Here is a 17,188-nt window from a genome sequence, read left to right on the forward strand (position 1 = left end):
TGTTTTCCTTACTTGACAGAGCCGGCCAACAGGCCGCGCACGAGATATTTTTGCATGGCGAAGAACACCACAAGCGGCACCGCGATCGACACGAAGGCCGCCGTGGCCAAAATTTCCCAATTGCCGCCACGGGTGCCCAACAATTCGACGATCTGGTTGGTCATGACCGTGGTGTCGCCGGTGGAATCGATCAAGAACACTTTGGCGACCAGCAGGTCATTCCAGGTCCACAAAAACTGGAAGATCGCGAATGACGCCAATGCGGGAAACGACAGTGGCAGGATGATCTTGGTGAAAATCTGAAAATCCGTGGCGCCATCGACCTTTGCGTTTTCAATAATGTCGCGCGGCAAGCCCACCATGTAGTTGCGCAAAAGATAGATGGCGAGCGGCAGCCCAAAGCCGGTATGGGCCAGCCACACCCCAAGATAGCCCTTGCCGATGCCGATGCCGAGATGCAGGCGCAAGAGCGGGATCAGTGCCAGTTGCAGCGGCACGACGAGCAGGCCAACCACAATCGCGATCAGGATTGCGCGCCCCGGAAAATCCATCCATGCCAGCGCATAGGCCGCAAAAGCCGCAATCACGATGGGGATAATCGTCGCGGGGATTGTCACGGTCATCGTATTGAAGAACGCCTTGGACATGCTGTCGGTTGTGGAGCCGCTGATCAGCACGGTTTCATAGTTTTTCAGGGTGAATTCCGGGGGCGTGGTCGCGGTGACAAACGCACGTTGCCCCCGCCCCGTCAGTTCCGTCGGGCTGGCCCAGATATAATCACCGTTATGCTGCACCGTGAGTGTTTCACCGTCGCCCAGATCGGCGGTGTCACCGGGCTGGTAGGTGGAAATTTCGCGGCTGGACGTGCCCCAGACACTGATCTCTGCTGCACTTTGCGCGGCAGTTTCCGCACTGCCTTCGACGACAAACAGGTTGCCTTGGACGGTGTAGATACCGTTCAGCAACTGTTGGGCGCCAGGATCGGCGGGATCGGCGGTGCGCAGGGTCAGGTTCTGCTCGGTCGGGAACAGTGACTGCCACCAACCGGACGATGAAATCTGGTCTGCCGTGCGAAACGACGACACCAATAGCCCCACGGTCGGGAAGAGCCACAGCGCGACCAACAGCACAACCGATAGGTGCACCGCCCAGGTCAGGGATGATTTACTTCCGGCAATGTTATCCATATCAGCGCATCTCCTTGCGGGCGTTGTAGACGTTCCAGACAAGGATCGGGCTGACCAGCAGCATGATCATCATCGCACTGGCCGAGCCAACGCCCCAGTCACGGGCGACGAACAGCTGGGTGTACATGTAGTTGGCCAGAACCTGCGTGCCCCATTGCCCGTTGGTCATCGCGAAGACGACATCGAACACCTTGAGCACGACCAGCGTGATCGTGGTCCACACCACGACAATGGTCCCCGCAATCTGCGGCATCTTGATCTTGAAAAAGACCTGAAACGGGTTTGCGCCATCGACAATCGCCGCCTCGACGGTTTCTTCGGGGATACCGCGCAGCGCCGCCGACAGGATCACCATGGCGAACCCGGTCTGAATCCAGATCAGCACGACCATCAGGAAGAAAGAGTTCCAGAACGGAATGGTCAGCCAGGTCTGCGCTTCACCATAAGGGAACGCCGCCGTCGTCAGCCCAAGGATCGCGCGGAGCGACAGGAATATCAGATAGGCGCCGCCTGCCCCAACCACCAGCCGCAGCGGCACTGTCCAGCCGCTGATCCGCGTGTCTTCGGGTTTGATCATCGGTTTGACGAACGCCCACGCAACATAGGCCACCATGGCGCCAAAGCACAGCAACAGACAAATCGGCGCCAGCCGCAGGATCAAAAACGACCCTGCCCCGCCATCGAACTGCAACCAGACCGCATTGAGCACGCCGATCTGGTTCTGGTCTACGGGACGCGTGTCATAAATCAGTTTGAAAATTACGGAGGCCCCGACAAAGGAAATGGCCATCGGCATGAAGATCAGGGATTTTGCAAAAGACCCCCATTTGATCCGGTCGGTCAGCTGTGCGGCCAGCAGGCCAAAGGCCGTCGATGCGGCGGGCACCACGATCAGCCAGAGCATATTGTTGCGCATCGCTTCCCAAAATTTGGGCTCATTGAACATTTGCCGGTAATTGGCGAGGCCGACAAAGGCGCCGCCCTGATCACGGTCGGTGACCGAATACCACAATGTCGCGAAAACCGGGTAAGCGAGATAGAGACCAAGCGCGACAATCGCCGGAAACAAGAACAGCCATGGGCGGATCATATTGGCGCGATTGATATTACGACCGGCCTGCGCGCCCTTGGCGGGGTACAGCACCTTGTCGAGAAACTGGTTGGAAAAGTAAAAATACCCGACACATCCGCCAACACCGATGATGATCGTCAGAAGACCCTGTAATGCAGGATGCATCGCCGTCTCCTCCCCCTGAGATGGATTATTTGGCGAAACAGCCCGGCCCGCGCCGGACTGCCCCAATTTTATTCGGCAAACGTCACCGTTTACTTGATCGCGTCCCAGGATGCCTGGATACCGGCCGCTACTTCGGCAGCGTCTTTGCCACCGGCATAGTCAACCATGCCGGTCCAGAATGAACCCGCACCCACGGCACCCGGCATCAGATCGGATGCGTCAAAGCGGAATGTGGTCGCGCCCAGCAGGACCTCGCCCAATGCACGGTTGGTGTCGTTGCTGTACATGGCGGTATTCGCGCCGGCGTATGGCGTCAGAAAACCACCCTGGGCCATCCAGATTTCATGCGCGATGGGGGTTTGCAGGAAATCAATCAGCGCCTGTGCGCCGGGGCTGTCGTTGGTCACGGCCCAAACCGTACCCGCGCCCAAAACCGGCTTGCCCAGATCCTTGTCGGCGTAGGCCGGGAAGTAGAAAAAGTCTGCATCCTCGCCTACAACGGTGCCTTCGGGAAAGAAGGCCGGGATGAACGACGCCTGACGATGCATGTAGCACTGTGGCGGGCTGGCAAAGAGACCCTTTGGGCTGTCGCGGAAATCGGTTGTGGCCACCGCACCGGCACCACCGGCAACATAGGCATCATTGCGTGCGAAATAGCCGAATTCCTCAATTGCGGCCATGACTTCTGGCGCGTTGAATGGCATTTCATTGGTGACCCATTGGTCATAGACCGCAGGTGGCTGCGTGCGCAGCATCATGTCCTCGACCCAATCGGTCGCCGGCCAGCCGGTTGCACCACCCGACCCCAGACCGATGCACCATGGGGTGCCGCCGTCGGCCACGATCTGATCGGTCAGCGCCTTGAGCTCTTCCATGGATGTGGGGATATCATAGCCCGCATCTTCGAAGTTTTCAGGGCTGTACCAGACCAGAGATTTCACATCCACCTTGTAGAAAAACCCATAGAGCGCGTCGGTCCCGTCAGGTCCGGCATAGGTGCCCAGATCAACCCAGGACTGACCCGCAGCATAGTTATCCTGCACCCACTTTGCTGTTTCGTCGCCCAGCGACGCAAGAAAACCACGGCCTGCCATGTCGGCGGCAAGACCCGGCTGCGGGAACACGGCGACATTTGGGGACGATCCGGCCTCTGCGTCGATCACGATCTGCTGTTCAAAGCTGTCCGATCCGGTGTAGCGAATGTCGGCACCGGTTGCGGCGCCAAAATAGGCCAGCACGCTTTCAACAACAGCCTGGTCCGGGCCAAGCCATGGGCCGAACACCGTGACCTGCTCACCGGCGAGATCAACGCTGTCGGCAAATGCATTATAGCTGTCCCAATTGAAGTCGCCTTCGCCGGGAGCAAACGCGAGATGGCCCGCAGCTTGGGCAGCGCCTGCACTCAGGGCCACCGCTGCCACACCGGCATACAGTTTCGTTTTCATTGATAGTCCTCCCAATCGCGCCAGTCGCGCGTGACTTTTGTTACACTTAACGTGCATTCGGCTGTATCGCTTGCGCTGTGGAATCAAATACTCAAAGCGCTTTGGATTGCGGTACAGTTCACCACCTTGCCGCTTGTGTCAATACAACACTGCAAAGCGCAAAAAACGCTTGGAATCTTAACATCACCGCTTTAGTCAAATAGCTGACAACCCATCCGAACTGGCAGCGCAACAGCTTCACCCCGATATTTTGAAAGCGCTTTGGACGATAATCAAGTCTCATGAACCTCAAAGAACTCTCGCAGAATCTGGGCCTTAGCCAAACCACTGTCAGCCGCGCGCTGAACGGTTACCCCGAGGTTAGCGCCGCCACACGCCAGCGCGTGGAACAGGCGGCGCGGCAGCACAACTATCGCCCCAGCACCCGCGCCAAGGGGCTGGCGACAGGTCAGGCGCTGGCCATCGGCCATGTGATTCCGATGTCAACAAAGCATGAAATGGTGAATCCGGTGTTCGGCGACTTTATCGCGGGCGCGGGTGAAACCTATTCCCGGCATGGCTATGAAATGATCCTGTCGATTGTGGATGATGCGAACGAGGAACAAATCTATCGCGGTCTGAAATCGCGCCGCGCCGTTGATGGTGTCATTGTCCACGGCCCCCGGATGAATGATCCGCGGATCGCGCTGCTGCATGAACTTGGCATGCCTTTTGCCGTACATGGGCGCGCCACCGGCAGTGATATCCCCTATGCTTGGCTTGATGTGAATAACCGCAGTGCGTTTCATCGTGCGACCGATTTCTTGTGCGATCTCGGCCATCGGCGCATCGCGCTGATCAACGGTCTTGAAGTGATGGATTTCGCCCATCGCCGCCGCGCAGGCTATGCCGCGTCGCTGGCGGCACACGATACGCCTCTCGACCCCGCCATCATGCGGTCTGACGAGATGACAGAAGTGTTCGGCTATGCGTCGGCACGTGATATGTTGATGCTAGACGATCCGCCGACGGCGGTTTTATGTTCTTCGTTGATCAGCGCCCTTGGCGTCCGGCGAGCAATCGAGGAACGCGGGCTGGTGATGGGACGCGATGTTTCGGTGATCACCCATGATGATGCGTTGTCATATCTGCAAAATGGTGGCGATATTCCGATTTTCACGGCGACCCGGTCTTCTGTGCGCGATGCGGGGCGGCGGCTGGCAGAGATACTGCTGCATGCCATCGCGCACCCTGATGCCGCCCCCCAGAACGTACTTTTGGAAGCTGAATTAATGGTAGGGCGCTCGACTGGCCCGGCACCCCGAAAGGATTAGGATGGATTTCAAACGCACTGACTTTCCCCCGGATTTTTTGTTTGGGGCTGCGACCGCCGCATATCAAATTGAAGGGCACGCCTTTGGCGGTGCTGGATCGACGCATTGGGACACGTTCGCAGCCACCCCCGGCAATGTGATCCGGGCCGAAGACGGGGCGCGTGCCTGTGACCATTATCATCGGTTTGAAGAAGATCTTGACCTGCTCAAAGACGCAGGCATGGACGCCTATCGGTTTTCGACGTCCTGGGCGCGGCTGATGCCCGACGGGCGCACGCCGAATGCACAAGGTCTTGATTTCTATGACCGGCTTGTCGATGCGATGCTTGAACGGGGGTTGAAGCCCTTTCAGACGCTCTATCATTGGGACCTGCCGTCGACGTTGGCCGACAAGGGGGGGTGGGCAAATCGTGACACGGCACTGTATTTCGGCGACTTTGTTGATGTGATCACTGACCGGATTGGCGACAGGATGCATGCGATTGCAACGATCAACGAACCCTGGTGCGTGGCCTACCTGTCGCATTTTCTGGGCCATCATGCCCCCGGCCTGCGCGATATCCGCGCGACCGCGCGTGCGATGCACCATATTACGCTGGCCCATGGCATCGGCGTGTCGCGGCTGCGTGAAAAGGACATGACGCACTGCGGTATTGTGCTTAATTTCGATGCTACCGAACCGCTTGATGCCAGCCCTGCGGCCACCGTCGCCGCACAGCGGCAGGATGCGATCTTTAACCGTTGGTTCATCGAGGCGATCACCAAAGGCACCTACCCCGCCGAAGCCCTTGCGGGATTTGGCGCGCACATGCCCGACAACTGGCAAGACGATATGGCCCAGATCAGCCAACCGATGGATTTTCTGGGCGTGAACTACTACACCCGACATCAGGTCGCGGCGGCACCAGACGCGCCTTGGCCGCACACGGCCAGTCACGAGGGACCCGGATCAAAGACCCAGATGGGGTGGGAAATTTTTCCCGCCGGGTTGCATCATTTCCTGACCCGCATGGCGCGCGATTATGTTGGCGATCTGCCGCTTTTCGTGACGGAAAACGGGATGGCATGGGACGACAAGATCACAGGTGGAGTGGTAAATGACCCTGCGCGGGCGCAATTCATCTCTGACCATGTCCTTGCGACAAAGCAAGCCATCGCGGATGGTGCAAACGTGCAGGGCTTTTTCTATTGGTCACTGTTGGACAATTACGAATGGGCCTTTGGCTATGAAAAACGCTTTGGGATGATCCATGTGGATTTCGATACCTTGAAACGGACGCCCAAAGCGTCCTATCACGCCTTTAAATCCGCCATCGCGCGCTAAGGAACACCGTATCCATGGGTCATCCCGCAAATACCTATTCGCTGGTCGCCGATATTGGCGGCACCAACACCCGTGTTGCCCTGGCCGAGGGGCGCCGGATCGTGCAGGGTACCATCAGGCGGTACAGCAACAACGCCTTTCCCGGCCTCGAATCGGTGCTGCGCCGCTATATTGACGATGAAGGTGGCGTCGATCCGAAGGCAGCCTGTGTCGCGGTGGCCGGTCCGGTGCGTGACGGGCGCGCGACGATGACCAATCTGGACTGGACGATCGACAAAGAAACGCTGGCCCGCGCGACCAAGGCTGAAACCGTGGCGATCCTGAATGACCTGCAAGCGCAGGGTCACGCGCTGGGGCATCTGGACCCCGCCAATATTCGCACGATTATGCCGGGACCTGAGGTGCAACCAAACGCGGCCAAACTGGTGATCGGCATCGGCACCGGTTTCAATGCGGCCCCGGTGTTTGATCTGGCCCATGGGCGGATTGTTACGCCATCGGAAAGCGGTCACGCCAATTTACCTATCCGCAACGCGATGGAGCTGCGGTTGTGCCAATTCGTATCGACAGCCCATGGATTTCCCGCCGTTGAAGACGTGCTGTCAGGGCGTGGATTGGAACGCGTCTATGCCTTTTTGGGCCATGAGGCAAACGACCCGCGCGAAGCAGCCGCCAAGGATATCATGACGGCTTGTGCTGACGGCAGCGATCCGCGTGCCGTCGACGCCGCGCGCCTCTTTACGCGTATCCTCGGCACGGTGTGCGGAAATCTGTCCCTGATCCAACTGCCTTTTGGTGGTGTCTATCTTGTTGGGGGGGTTGCCCGTGCGTTTGCCGCGCATTTAACCGCTTTTGGATTTGCAGACGCGTTTCGGGACAAAGGACGATTTGCCGGATTTATGAGCAATTTCGCAGTCCACGTGATCGAAGACGACTACGCCGCGCTAACGGGATCGGCGGCCCATTTAGTGGCCCTGTCAAACGAACCGAACGATCACGCACGCTAAGACATTATGTTACGGCCCGCCGGAAACAGGTGCTAGTGGATAACCGTGCGTGATTGGAGCTGGCCCTGAACTGTCTGGGTCAACGCATTGAGAGAAAACGGTTTTGGCAGAAAAACAGAATTGGGAATACGGGATTGATCGTCGCCGAATGCGTCCTCGGCGTAGCCCGATACAAAGACGACTTTGGTATCAGGCCGATGGATGAGCGCTTCACGTACCCACGTCGGCCCATCCTTGCCGGGCATGATCACATCGGTCACGAATATGTCCACGCTCAGATCAGGGTCCGCCAAGAGATAAAGCGCGGCCTCCGCGCAATCCGCCTCGAGCACTGTATAACCGCGCAACCGCAAGGCCCGCGATGCGAAGGCGCGCACGGGGGCTTCATCCTCGACCAGCAGGACGACACCGTCTGCCTTGCTGCTCATCAGTTCCGGCCCAGCTCTGGAGATTTCCAGCGGTTCTGCCACCGGCAGATCATAGCTAGGAAACAGTAACGAAAACTGGGTCCCTGCGCCCACTTCGCTTTCCGCGAAAATATAGCCGCCCGTCTGTTTCACAATCCCATAGGCGGTCGACAGACCCAATCCGGTGCCTTCGCCGGTACGCTTTGTCGTGTAGAATGGCTCAAAAATCTTGGGTAGTTTTTCTGGCGGAATTCCGTGTCCGGCGTCAATGACTTTGACAACCACATATTCTCCCGGCGGCACCACGGCCCGATCTTTCACCATCTGCGATTTCAGCACCAGATTTTCGGTCACGACTTCAATCTCGCCCCCGGCTGGCATTGCATCGCGTGCATTGACCACCAGATTCATCAGGACCTGCTCAAGCTGCCGCTTATCGGCTTTGATCTGCGCCAGAGCCGGATCGTGGTGCAATGACAGCGTCACCTTTTCGCCGACAAGCCGGTTCAGCAAATGTGTGAGGTCAGATAAGGTATCGCGCAGGTCAATGATCTCGGGCTGGAGGTTTTGCTTGCGTGAAAATGCCAATAGCTGGCCCACAAGGCTTGCCGCGCGATTTGCGTTTTGATGAATCTGGATAAGGTCGCAATAGTTTTGATCACCCTCATCGTGGCGCAGCAGCAGCAGGTCACAATGGCCTGAAATTGCGGTTAACAGGTTGTTGAAATCATGCGCAACGCCACCTGCCAACTGGCCGATCGCCTGCATCTTTTGACTTTGGACGAACTGCGCTTCGAGCGTTTTCAATTCCGTCACATCGTTCAGCACGGCGATCAGATGCGAGTCTGCGGAATCGTCGGAGATATTCAACGTAACTTGCACAAATGTATCCTGATTTTCGCCGCGACCGCGCAGGAACTGCGAGATATGACCACCGCGCCCTTCTGACGCCTCACGGAGCCAGTCGTTGATCGGACGACCTAAACCATCAAGCATGTCGGCCATCCTCTTGCCCTCGGTACATGCGATGTTGAGCAACTGTCGCGCCTCGCGGTTTGAAGCAAGAACGTCACCGGTGCGGGCGACTTTCATCAAGGGCACCGGCAAATCCTCGATCGCATCCCAGCCAGCGCCGTAAGACCGCGGCGTGTTTTGTGCGGCATTGCCGGGCAGAAGAAATATCTCTTTGGTGCCAGTGGGACCGTCGGTTTCAGCGACCACGGCCCGAATCCGGCCAGCGGCGGCGCGCATGGTATGTACATGACCAGACCGCAGCGGCAGGTCGTCAAACACCTCTGACAGGGACGCGGGGCGTCGGCCGAGCATGGTGCGAAAAGCGTCGTTCATACGGAGAACCGCGCCATTTTGATCCGCCGTCAGATGCGGCAGAATATGCGCATCCGATGCCTGTGACGGTTTGGCCCCATCGCCAAGATCGTAAAGCCGCCATAGAAAGTAGCCTTTGTCCACGTTCGAAACGCCCAGCCGAAAGCGCCCGTTGCATGTAATGATGTCTTCTTTGGCACCGCCGTCGGCCATGACGCGCTGTTGCAAACGGAGCAAAACCCCCTCTGGGTTGGCCAGCACCGCATGAAGCACGGTGTTCAGAGGTTGCCCAATGCAGGATCCGAACCGATCGGTCGCCAGCGGATTGGCATAACGCACGAGACCGTCAATCCCGGTCAGAAACGCAGTGTCGGAGTCATGCGCAATCAGTGTCATCGCAACCGCGTCTAACCGGGTGCTGCGCAAATTGGACAGCATCGGCTTTATCAAAATCCCCGCCCCAAAGAGCATCAACGTCGCGCCCCCGACGGTCAGTCCAAGGCGCAGAGGTGCTGACGTTGCGATAGCGGCTGCGCCGATACAGAGCAGGCCAATCAGCAACAGGCGCAGCGACAGCGATGGTCGTCGTTTCGGCATTACGCCACTATCTATCTCAAAAGACTGATCTACGGGCACGACCGAACCTCATTACTCATCCACTCAGCAGTAGCCCACCAAGGATTAACTAACCATTAATCCCTGAATAGCCCAATACCTAATGCAATCATAGATTGATTTCGTCACAGGCCATACAGCACATGAAAAAGCCGTCCCAGTCAGGCCCCGGCAACAGGTGATGCGTGGCAACGACCCGCCAACCGGAGTGTGCCGCACGAAACCGCGCAACGACCGCGTCGTTTTCGTGTTCCAACACCGAGCAGGTGGCATAAACCAACATGCCGGATGCGCCGACCAAACGTGCCGCAGCGCTGATGACCTGATCTTGTGTGTCATGCAGCGCGGCCAGATCATCGACGGTCAGGCGCCATTTTGCGTCCGGTGTGCGGCGCCATGTCCCGCTCCCGCTGCAGGGTGCGTCGCAAAACACCACGTCAAACAGCGGTGCCTGGGGTAAGACTGCGGTTTGCAATTGCGCGACATGCACCTGCGCGCGCGCGGCGCGGACCGGCAAATCCTTCATGCGGCGCGGCGCGATATCGTGGGCAAAAACCTGTGCGCCATGCTGATCAGCAAAGGCCAGCGCCTTTCCGCCGCCACCGGCGCAATAGTCCAGAATGCGGCCACCGGGGGGAACCGGCACTGCCGACACCGCGAATTGCGAGGCGGCGTCCTGTAGTTCGACCAGCCCGTCCACATAGGCGCCTGCGTTTTTGATCCGGCGGGTGTTGCCCGTCACGCGCAGGCAAAAGGGCACCGACGGATGGGCCACGGCGGTGATATCGTCGGCCGCGAGCGTGGCGATCGCGTCCGTGACCGTCCCGCGCGTGCGATTAACCCGCAAATAGACATCCGCGCGGGTTTGCTGTGCAGCCGCCGCCGTTTGGGCATTGTCACCAAGGCTGTCGAGCCACAGCGGCCACAACCATTCGGGTATGTCATGCGCCTCGGCGAGGGTCATGGCGGGGGAGGTGGCAAGGTGATCACGCTCGGCGTCCGACATGGGCTGCGGCGCGTGGCCTTCACCGTGAAATAGCGCCGCAATATCCAGCCCATCGCGCATGGCAAGCGCCAACATCAGCGCCCGCCCCGTCATCGCACCACCGCGCGCGGCAAGTGATCGTTTGGCGCGCAACACGTCGAACACGTGATCGCGAACGGCTGCGCGATCTTTGGAACCGGCAAATCGGCTGCCCCGCGCCCAGCCGGTCAGTGCCCGTTCCGCAGGCGCACCATGCAGAATGTCATCGAGAACGCCAATGGCTGCGGCAACCCGCGCGCCGGGGGTCACAGTGCTACCCGGCGATATGCCACGCCGGCAGACACCGGATGCAATGCCGCGATCCGGCTTGCCGACACCGGGCCGACGCCAGCGGTCAGGCAGACCACCTTGACCGCGCCAGCCCGATCTTGTGCGACGCCGTTCATCAGCCGATCCGGTAGTTGGGGCTTTCGCGGGTGATCTGCACGTCGTGCACATGGCTTTCCTTCAGGCCCGCGCCAGTGATTTTCACAAAGCTGCAATTCTTGCGCATCTCATCAATCGTGGCATTCCCAGTATAGCCCATCGCCGCGCGCAAACCGCCCACCAGCTGGTGGATGACAGCATGAGCCGAACCTTTATAAGGAACCTGCCCCTCGATACCCTCTGGCACCAGCTTGTCACTGGCGGCTTCTTTTTGGAAATACCGATCAGCCGAGCCGCTGGCCATGGCGCCGAGGCTGCCCATTCCGCGATAGGATTTGAAGGACCGGCCCTGATACAAGATCACCTCGCCGGGGCTTTCGTCGGTGCCCGCGATCATCGAGCCGACCATGGCACAGGACGCGCCCGCAGCAATCGCCTTGGCGAAATCGCCAGAGAATTTGATGCCGCCGTCCGCAATCACCGGCACATCGCCCGCACCGGCGGCACAATCCATGATCGCGGTCAGTTGTGGCACGCCGACCCCTGCCACCATGCGCGTCGTGCAGATTGATCCGGGGCCGATGCCGACCTTGACCGCATCCGCACCCGACCCGATCAGCGCGCGCGCCGCCTCGGAAGTTGCGATGTTGCCTGCCATGATCTGCACGTCATTCGACAGCATCTTGGCACGTTCCACGGCGCGGGCCACACCTTCGGAATGACCATGGGCAGTATCAATCACGATCATGTCGACACCCGCTTCGACCAGAGCCGCGCTGCGTTCATAACCTGCATCACCCACGCCGGAGGCCGCAGCAACACGCAGCCTTCCCAAGCCGTCCTTGCACGCCATCGGGTTCAGCACGGCCTGTTCGCTGTCTTTAAGCGTCAGCAGCCCCGTCAGCTTGCCCTTGCCATCCGTGATCAGCAGCTTTTCGATCCGCCGCGCTTGCATCAGCGACCGCGCCTCGTCGAGGTCGGCAGGTTCGTGCAGGATGGCAAGATTATCCGTGGTCATCATCACACTGACAGGCGTCGCGTCATCCTGCGCAAAACGCATATCGCGGTTGGTCACAATGCCAATGACCTTGCCGCCCTCGCCCACGACCGGAAAGCCGGTAATCCGGTAGCGGTCCATCAGCACCTTGGCGTCGGCCAGCGTCTGATCGGGGCGCAGCGTGACAGGACTGTAAACCGTGCCGGACACAAAGCGTTTTACCCGGCGAATTTCCTTGGCCTGTTCGTCGATGCTGAGGTTCTTGTGGACCACACCGATGCCGCCGGCCTGCGCCATCGCAATGGCCATTTTGCTTTCGGTCACGGTGTCCATGGCGCTGGACAAAAGCGGGATGTTCATCCTGATCGCATTGGTCACGCGCGTGCGTGTATCCGCCGTCGATGGCAGGACACTTGACGCCCCCGGCACCAGTAAAACATCATCAAAGGTAAGCGCCTCGCGAATTTCCATCAACCGTCTCCAATGGTAGCTTCGTTGGCACCGCGCTATCGCATGGATATGGCTGCGCTGAAAGACCAAAACGTGTAAAACATCACTTGCGGCGGACGCAGGCAAGCAGCAAGGTGCGCCATGAAACACGATTACACGCCCGATAATGCGCCAAGACGGCACGCCGTGCTGCGGACGGCACTGCGGCTTGCCGTTGTGTTGGCGGTGGCTTTGCTGGTCAAACTGGGGCTGGATGCCCTGACGACGCGCATTGCCCTGCTGGAAGCGAGCGCCGCAGCCCGCGCGATGACGGGGCTGATCGCGACGGTTCTGGTCGGTTACGCGCTGTTGATCGCTATACCATTTGTGCCGGGGGTCGAGATTGGCATCGCAATCTTGGTGATCGAAGGGGCAAGTGCTGCGCCCTTCGTCTATCTGGCAACCCTGTCTGGCATGTCGCTCGCGTTTCTGACGGGGCAATACGTTGCGCTGAACTGGCTGATCAAGACCTGCGAAGACCTGTATTTGTTCCGGCTGTCAGCCGTGCTGCAGCGGATCGAAAACAGACCAAGCGACCAGCGGCTTGCGACATTGAATGACCGTTTGCCCAATTGGCTGGCGCCGTTTCTGGTACGCTACCGCTATGTCACGCTGGCCCTTCTGATCAACATTCCGGGCAATATCGCTATTGGCGGCGGTGGCGGGATCATGATGGCCACGGGGCTAAGCCGGCTGTTTCAGACCGGGCTGACCCTGCTGACGGTTGCGCTGGCCACCCTGCCCGTCCCGCTTGCCGTTTGGCTGCTGGGGACGACCGTTCTGGAATGACCGCGAAAACATGACGTTTCACATAGTCATTATGACGGGTTCGGGTCTTCCCTCTGCCGGCATCCCAGCTATGTTCGGCGCAACAAGCACAGGCACCTGATATGAGCACTGATCCACTCGTTATTTTCACCCCATCCGGCAAGCGTGGCCGGTTCCCCGTCGGGACCCCGGTTTTGACCGCCGCAAGGCAGTTGGGCGTTGATCTTGACAGTGTCTGCGGCGGTCGGGGGATTTGTTCGAAATGCCAAATCACGCCATCTTATGGGGAATTCTCAAAGCATGGCGTGACCGTTGCCGATGACGCATTGTCGCCGTGGAACAGCGTTGAGGCGCGATACGACGACAAGCGGGGGCTGAAAAAAGGCCGCCGTTTGGGATGTCAGGCAACCGTGCAGGGCGATGTGGTGATTGATGTGCCCGCCGAAAGCCAGGTGCATAAACAAGTCGTGCGCAAACGCGCCGAGGCGCGCGACATCGTCATGAATCCATCGACACGGCTGTATTACGTCGAAGTGGCCGAGCCTGACATGCACGACCCGTCTGGCGATCTGGAGCGTTTGATTATCGCGCTGCGCCGGGATTGGGACCTGCCCCCCCTTGAGGCAGATTTGGGTGTGTTGCGGACCCTGCAACCTGCCCTGCGCAAAGGCGGCTGGAAAGTCACCGTTGCCGTGCATCATGGCGATGCGGTGTTTAGTCCCCGGATCATCCATGTCTGGCCCGGTTTTTACGAAGGCACGATCTACGGCCTTGCCGTGGACCTTGGATCGACCACGATTGCGGCCCACCTGTGTGACCTGCAATCAGGCGAAGTCATCGCGTCTTCGGGCATCATGAACCCGCAAATCCGCTTTGGCGAGGATCTGATGAGCCGCGTCAGCTATGGTATGATGAACCCGACAGGTGCGGCCGAAATGACCGCCGCGGTGCGCGAAGGCATGACCGCGCTTTTTGTGCAAATCGCCGAAGAAGCCGGAATTGATGGCAATTTGATCGTTGACGCCGTTTTTGTCTGCAACCCGGTGATGCACCACCTTTTCCTTGGAATTGACGCCTATGAGTTGGGTCAGGCGCCATTCGCGCTGGCCACATCCGAAAGCCTGTCATTGCGCGCAACGGAATTGGATCTGAACCTGCACCCTGCGGCACGTGTGTATCTGCTGCCGTGCATCGCGGGCCACGTCGGCGCAGACGCCGCCGCAGTCGCCCTGTCGGAGGCACCGGACAAATCCGAAGACCTTGTCTTGATCGTCGATGTTGGCACCAATGCCGAGATTTTATTGGGGAACCGCGAAAAGGTGCTTGCCTGTTCATCCCCCACCGGCCCGGCATTTGAGGGCGCGCAGATCAGCAGCGGCCAGCGCGCCGCACCCGGCGCCATCGAACATGTCCGCATTGATTCAGTCACAAAACGCCCCCGATTCCAAGTCATCGGAAGCGATGTGTGGTCGGACGAAGACGGGTTCGACACCGCCATTGCGCAGACGGGCATCACCGGGATCTGCGGGTCCGGCATCATCGAAGTGGTCGCGGAAATGCGCATCGCAGGGATCGTGGATGGTCCCGGCCTGATCGGGTCGGCCGCGCAGACCGGATCGCCCAATTGCTTTGCCGATGGGCGCACCAATTCGTATTTGCTTTATGACGGCACAGCCGACGGTGGGCCCCTGATCACGGTGACAAACACCGACATCCGGCAGATCCAGATGGCCAAGGCGGCACTGTATTCCGGGGCCCGGCTGCTGATGGATAAATTCGGCGTGGATAAGGTGGACCGGGTCGTTCTGGCGGGCGCGTTCGGCGCGCACATCAGCCCGTTGCATGCCATGGTGCTGGGCATGATACCCGACGCGCCTTTGGATAAAGTGACCAGCGCGGGCAATGCTGCCGGCACTGGCGCGCGGATTGCGCTGCTGAACACCGACGCGCGGCGTGAAATCGAAGAAACCGTCCACAGGATCCATAAGATCGAAACCGCGATCGAGCCGCGATTTCAGGAACACTTTGTGAATGCGTCGAACATTCCCAATGCGGTCGAACCGTTCCCGATCCTTAACAGCATCGTGGACCTGCCAAAGGTGAACCACAACACTGCGGGTGACAGAACCGGGCGGCGGCGGCGGCGCACTTAACCGTCGGGCGATCAAGTGCGATATCATGCCCCAAGAGTTATCGGGTTCATGCGCGATATCCAATTGACCGCCCGTCAGACATTCCCTACATCATGACATGCGATGCGGGTATGGTGAAAAGGTATCACGAAAGCTTCCCAAGCTTCAGTTACGGGTTCGATTCCCGTTACCCGCTCCAGCACCTCCTGTCAGTTCAGTGACTACTGAAATCTTGAGGTGTTCTTGAGAAAGGTCTCTCGCGTCCTCTCGAATGCTTTGATTAAACGTGGATCCACCGCGCCAAGCTGCTTGATATGTTCCGCAAAGGCGGCTTCGCTTTGGCCATAAAACGCTTTGGCCGCATCATTTGATGATCTTGCCATTGATTGCTCCGACATGTTTTCTTTCCTTATCAATGCGTCCGTCATCAACACGATTTTGGGCTTATATTAGGCGATTTGGTGATTGTGTACAAAAGGACAGTCAAATGTGAAAAATTTTGATGAATTGTTAGGTTCCTGTCATCTTCTTTCGCTAATGCAGCGCCGGTTGTGGATTGGCAATTGAACATATCACGTTCTTCATCACATATACGCCGTATTTAGCAACAACCGGAGATGACTATGCCTGATATCACCCGCCTTCACACTGGTCCACGGATGAGCCAATGCGTTGTTCACAACAACATCGCCTACCTTGCAGGACAGGTTGGCGTTCCCGGTGCCTCAATTACAGGGCAAACTGCTGATATTTTGTCGAAAATTGATGCTCTTCTGGCCGAATCGGGCACCAATAAGACCCGGCTGTTGACCGCGCAGATTTGGCTGTCCGATATCGGCACCCAATTTGCTGAGATGAACGCAGCATGGGATGCTTGGGTACCTGAGGGGCACGCACCTGCGCGCTGGACCGGAGAGGCCAAGTTGGCCACGCCAGATTACCATGTGGAAATTATCGTTACTGCAGCCATCTAAACCGCAGGGTGGGTTAAAACCCACCTTACGGCTTGGCTGCGGTCACAACCAGAACAGCGCCGCGAGCCCGGCCAGCCCGATTGGGACGCTCATGGGGAGGACATTTTTCGCCAGCACGTTCCAATTGCTGTCGGGTGACCCCACCATTCTGCGCAGATTGATCATCACGAACGTCCCGACAAACAAGGTCGCGCCAAAGACGATCAACGCATAACCGCCTTTGTCCAATGGGACAAAAAGTGCAAGACCCGCCATAAGTTTGACAGCGCCGGCACCAAAACCCCCAAAAACAAAAAGCAAGATACCGACAGCGAAGACGGCAGCGGCCAACCCCAACTGCCAGCCAAGAGCGGCCTTGTCAGGCGTCGTCGCCGCGACACCGATAAACGCGATGAACGGCAACAAGGTCAGCCAGTTCGGAATGCGTCCTGTCCGCAGTTCGATCACGATCGCGGCTATCAAAATTGCACCGATTGCAAAGGGAACATAGTGCGCAATCATCTTGGGTCTTTCCTTTTTGCGGGTCCACACCGTTGCTTATGTCAAACCGACCGCC

At 58.6% G+C, this 17,188-nt stretch carries 15 protein-coding genes and 1 tRNA gene; 7 read left to right on the plus strand and 9 right to left on the minus strand.

Annotated elements, in window-relative coordinates:
* Positions 1-8 precede the first annotated feature (8 nt).
* The 3 genes from QZ196_RS09240 to QZ196_RS09250 all read right to left on the minus strand — a co-directional run bounded on the left by QZ196_RS09240 (position 9) and on the right by QZ196_RS09250 (position 3,869).
* The gene (locus tag QZ196_RS09240; protein WP_296425734.1) at positions 9-1,187 is read right to left on the minus strand and encodes a carbohydrate ABC transporter permease; all 1,179 of its coding nucleotides are present in this window, start codon (positions 1,185-1,187) and stop codon (positions 9-11) included.
* A 1-nt stretch (position 1,188) separates the two neighbouring features.
* On the minus strand, positions 1,189-2,424 hold the full coding sequence (locus QZ196_RS09245) for a sugar ABC transporter permease (RefSeq protein WP_296425735.1): 1,236 nt from the start codon (positions 2,422-2,424) through the stop codon (positions 1,189-1,191).
* Between the two features lie 89 nt (positions 2,425-2,513).
* Positions 2,514-3,869 carry an ABC transporter substrate-binding protein gene (locus tag QZ196_RS09250; protein WP_296425736.1) on the minus strand — a complete coding sequence of 452 codons (1,356 nt, stop codon included), beginning with the start codon at positions 3,867-3,869 and terminating at the stop codon, positions 2,514-2,516.
* A 281-nt stretch (positions 3,870-4,150) separates the two neighbouring features.
* Between QZ196_RS09250 and QZ196_RS09255 the strand changes: the two genes are divergently transcribed.
* Genes QZ196_RS09255 through QZ196_RS09265 form a run of 3 tightly spaced genes read left to right on the plus strand, consistent with a single transcriptional unit; the run spans position 4,151 to position 7,513 of the window.
* Positions 4,151-5,182 (plus strand): substrate-binding domain-containing protein, encoded by a 1,032-nt coding sequence (locus QZ196_RS09255; RefSeq protein ID WP_296425738.1) that lies wholly within the window; start codon positions 4,151-4,153, stop codon positions 5,180-5,182.
* Position 5,183: 1 nt separating this feature from the next.
* Positions 5,184-6,506, plus strand: a complete 1,323-nt coding sequence (locus QZ196_RS09260; RefSeq protein ID WP_296425740.1) for a GH1 family beta-glucosidase — start codon at positions 5,184-5,186, stop codon at positions 6,504-6,506.
* Between the two features lie 14 nt (positions 6,507-6,520).
* Entirely contained in the window at positions 6,521-7,513 is a 993-nt protein-coding gene (locus QZ196_RS09265; RefSeq protein ID WP_296425741.1) for a glucokinase, read from the plus strand.
* Positions 7,514-7,545: 32 nt separating this feature from the next.
* On the opposite strand, the gene QZ196_RS09270 is transcribed toward QZ196_RS09265, so the two are convergent.
* The 4 genes from QZ196_RS09270 to guaB form a co-directional block, all read right to left on the minus strand.
* On the minus strand, positions 7,546-9,843 hold the full coding sequence (locus QZ196_RS09270) for an ATP-binding protein (protein WP_296425743.1): 2,298 nt from the start codon (positions 9,841-9,843) through the stop codon (positions 7,546-7,548).
* 127 nt (positions 9,844-9,970) lie between these two features.
* Complete coding sequence (locus QZ196_RS09275; RefSeq protein WP_296425744.1) at positions 9,971-11,155, minus strand: RsmB/NOP family class I SAM-dependent RNA methyltransferase; 1,185 nt, start codon at positions 11,153-11,155, stop codon at positions 9,971-9,973.
* Positions 11,152-11,292, minus strand: a complete 141-nt coding sequence (locus tag QZ196_RS09280; protein WP_296425745.1) for a hypothetical protein — start codon at positions 11,290-11,292, stop codon at positions 11,152-11,154. The genes QZ196_RS09275 and QZ196_RS09280 overlap by 4 nt, the downstream gene beginning before the upstream one ends.
* The gene (gene guaB, locus QZ196_RS09285) at positions 11,292-12,740 is read right to left on the minus strand and encodes an IMP dehydrogenase (RefSeq protein ID WP_296425746.1); all 1,449 of its coding nucleotides are present in this window, start codon (positions 12,738-12,740) and stop codon (positions 11,292-11,294) included. Before guaB ends, QZ196_RS09280 begins: the two co-directional genes overlap by 1 nt.
* 120 nt (positions 12,741-12,860) lie before the next feature.
* Between guaB and QZ196_RS09290 the strand changes: the two genes are divergently transcribed.
* The 3 genes from QZ196_RS09290 (at position 12,861) to QZ196_RS09300 (ending at position 15,857) form a co-directional block, all read left to right on the plus strand.
* Positions 12,861-13,547: a hypothetical protein gene (locus tag QZ196_RS09290; RefSeq protein ID WP_296425747.1), complete on the plus strand. Its 687-nt coding sequence runs from the start codon at positions 12,861-12,863 to the stop codon at positions 13,545-13,547.
* A gap of 101 nt (positions 13,548-13,648) precedes the next feature.
* Positions 13,649-15,679 carry an ASKHA domain-containing protein gene (locus QZ196_RS09295; protein ID WP_296425749.1) on the plus strand — a complete coding sequence of 677 codons (2,031 nt, stop codon included), beginning with the start codon at positions 13,649-13,651 and terminating at the stop codon, positions 15,677-15,679.
* Between the two features lie 104 nt (positions 15,680-15,783).
* Positions 15,784-15,857 (plus strand) — tRNA-Gly (locus QZ196_RS09300).
* Positions 15,858-15,879: 22 nt separating this feature from the next.
* Here QZ196_RS09300 and QZ196_RS09305 read toward each other — a convergent pair.
* A complete protein-coding gene (locus QZ196_RS09305) occupies positions 15,880-16,056 on the minus strand; it encodes a hypothetical protein (protein ID WP_296425750.1) in 177 nt (58 codons plus the stop codon).
* Between the two features lie 225 nt (positions 16,057-16,281).
* Here QZ196_RS09305 and QZ196_RS09310 point away from each other — a divergent pair, with 225 nt between their 5' ends.
* Complete coding sequence (locus QZ196_RS09310; RefSeq protein ID WP_296425752.1) at positions 16,282-16,632, plus strand: RidA family protein; 351 nt, start codon at positions 16,282-16,284, stop codon at positions 16,630-16,632.
* A 42-nt stretch (positions 16,633-16,674) separates the two neighbouring features.
* Here QZ196_RS09310 and QZ196_RS09315 read toward each other — a convergent pair whose 3' ends face one another.
* Entirely contained in the window at positions 16,675-17,133 is a 459-nt protein-coding gene (locus tag QZ196_RS09315) for a prepilin peptidase (protein WP_296425754.1), read from the minus strand.
* Between the last annotated feature and the right edge of the window lie 55 nt (positions 17,134-17,188).

The organism is Yoonia sp., assembly GCF_017854565.1.
Taxonomy (GTDB): domain Bacteria; phylum Pseudomonadota; class Alphaproteobacteria; order Rhodobacterales; family Rhodobacteraceae; genus Yoonia.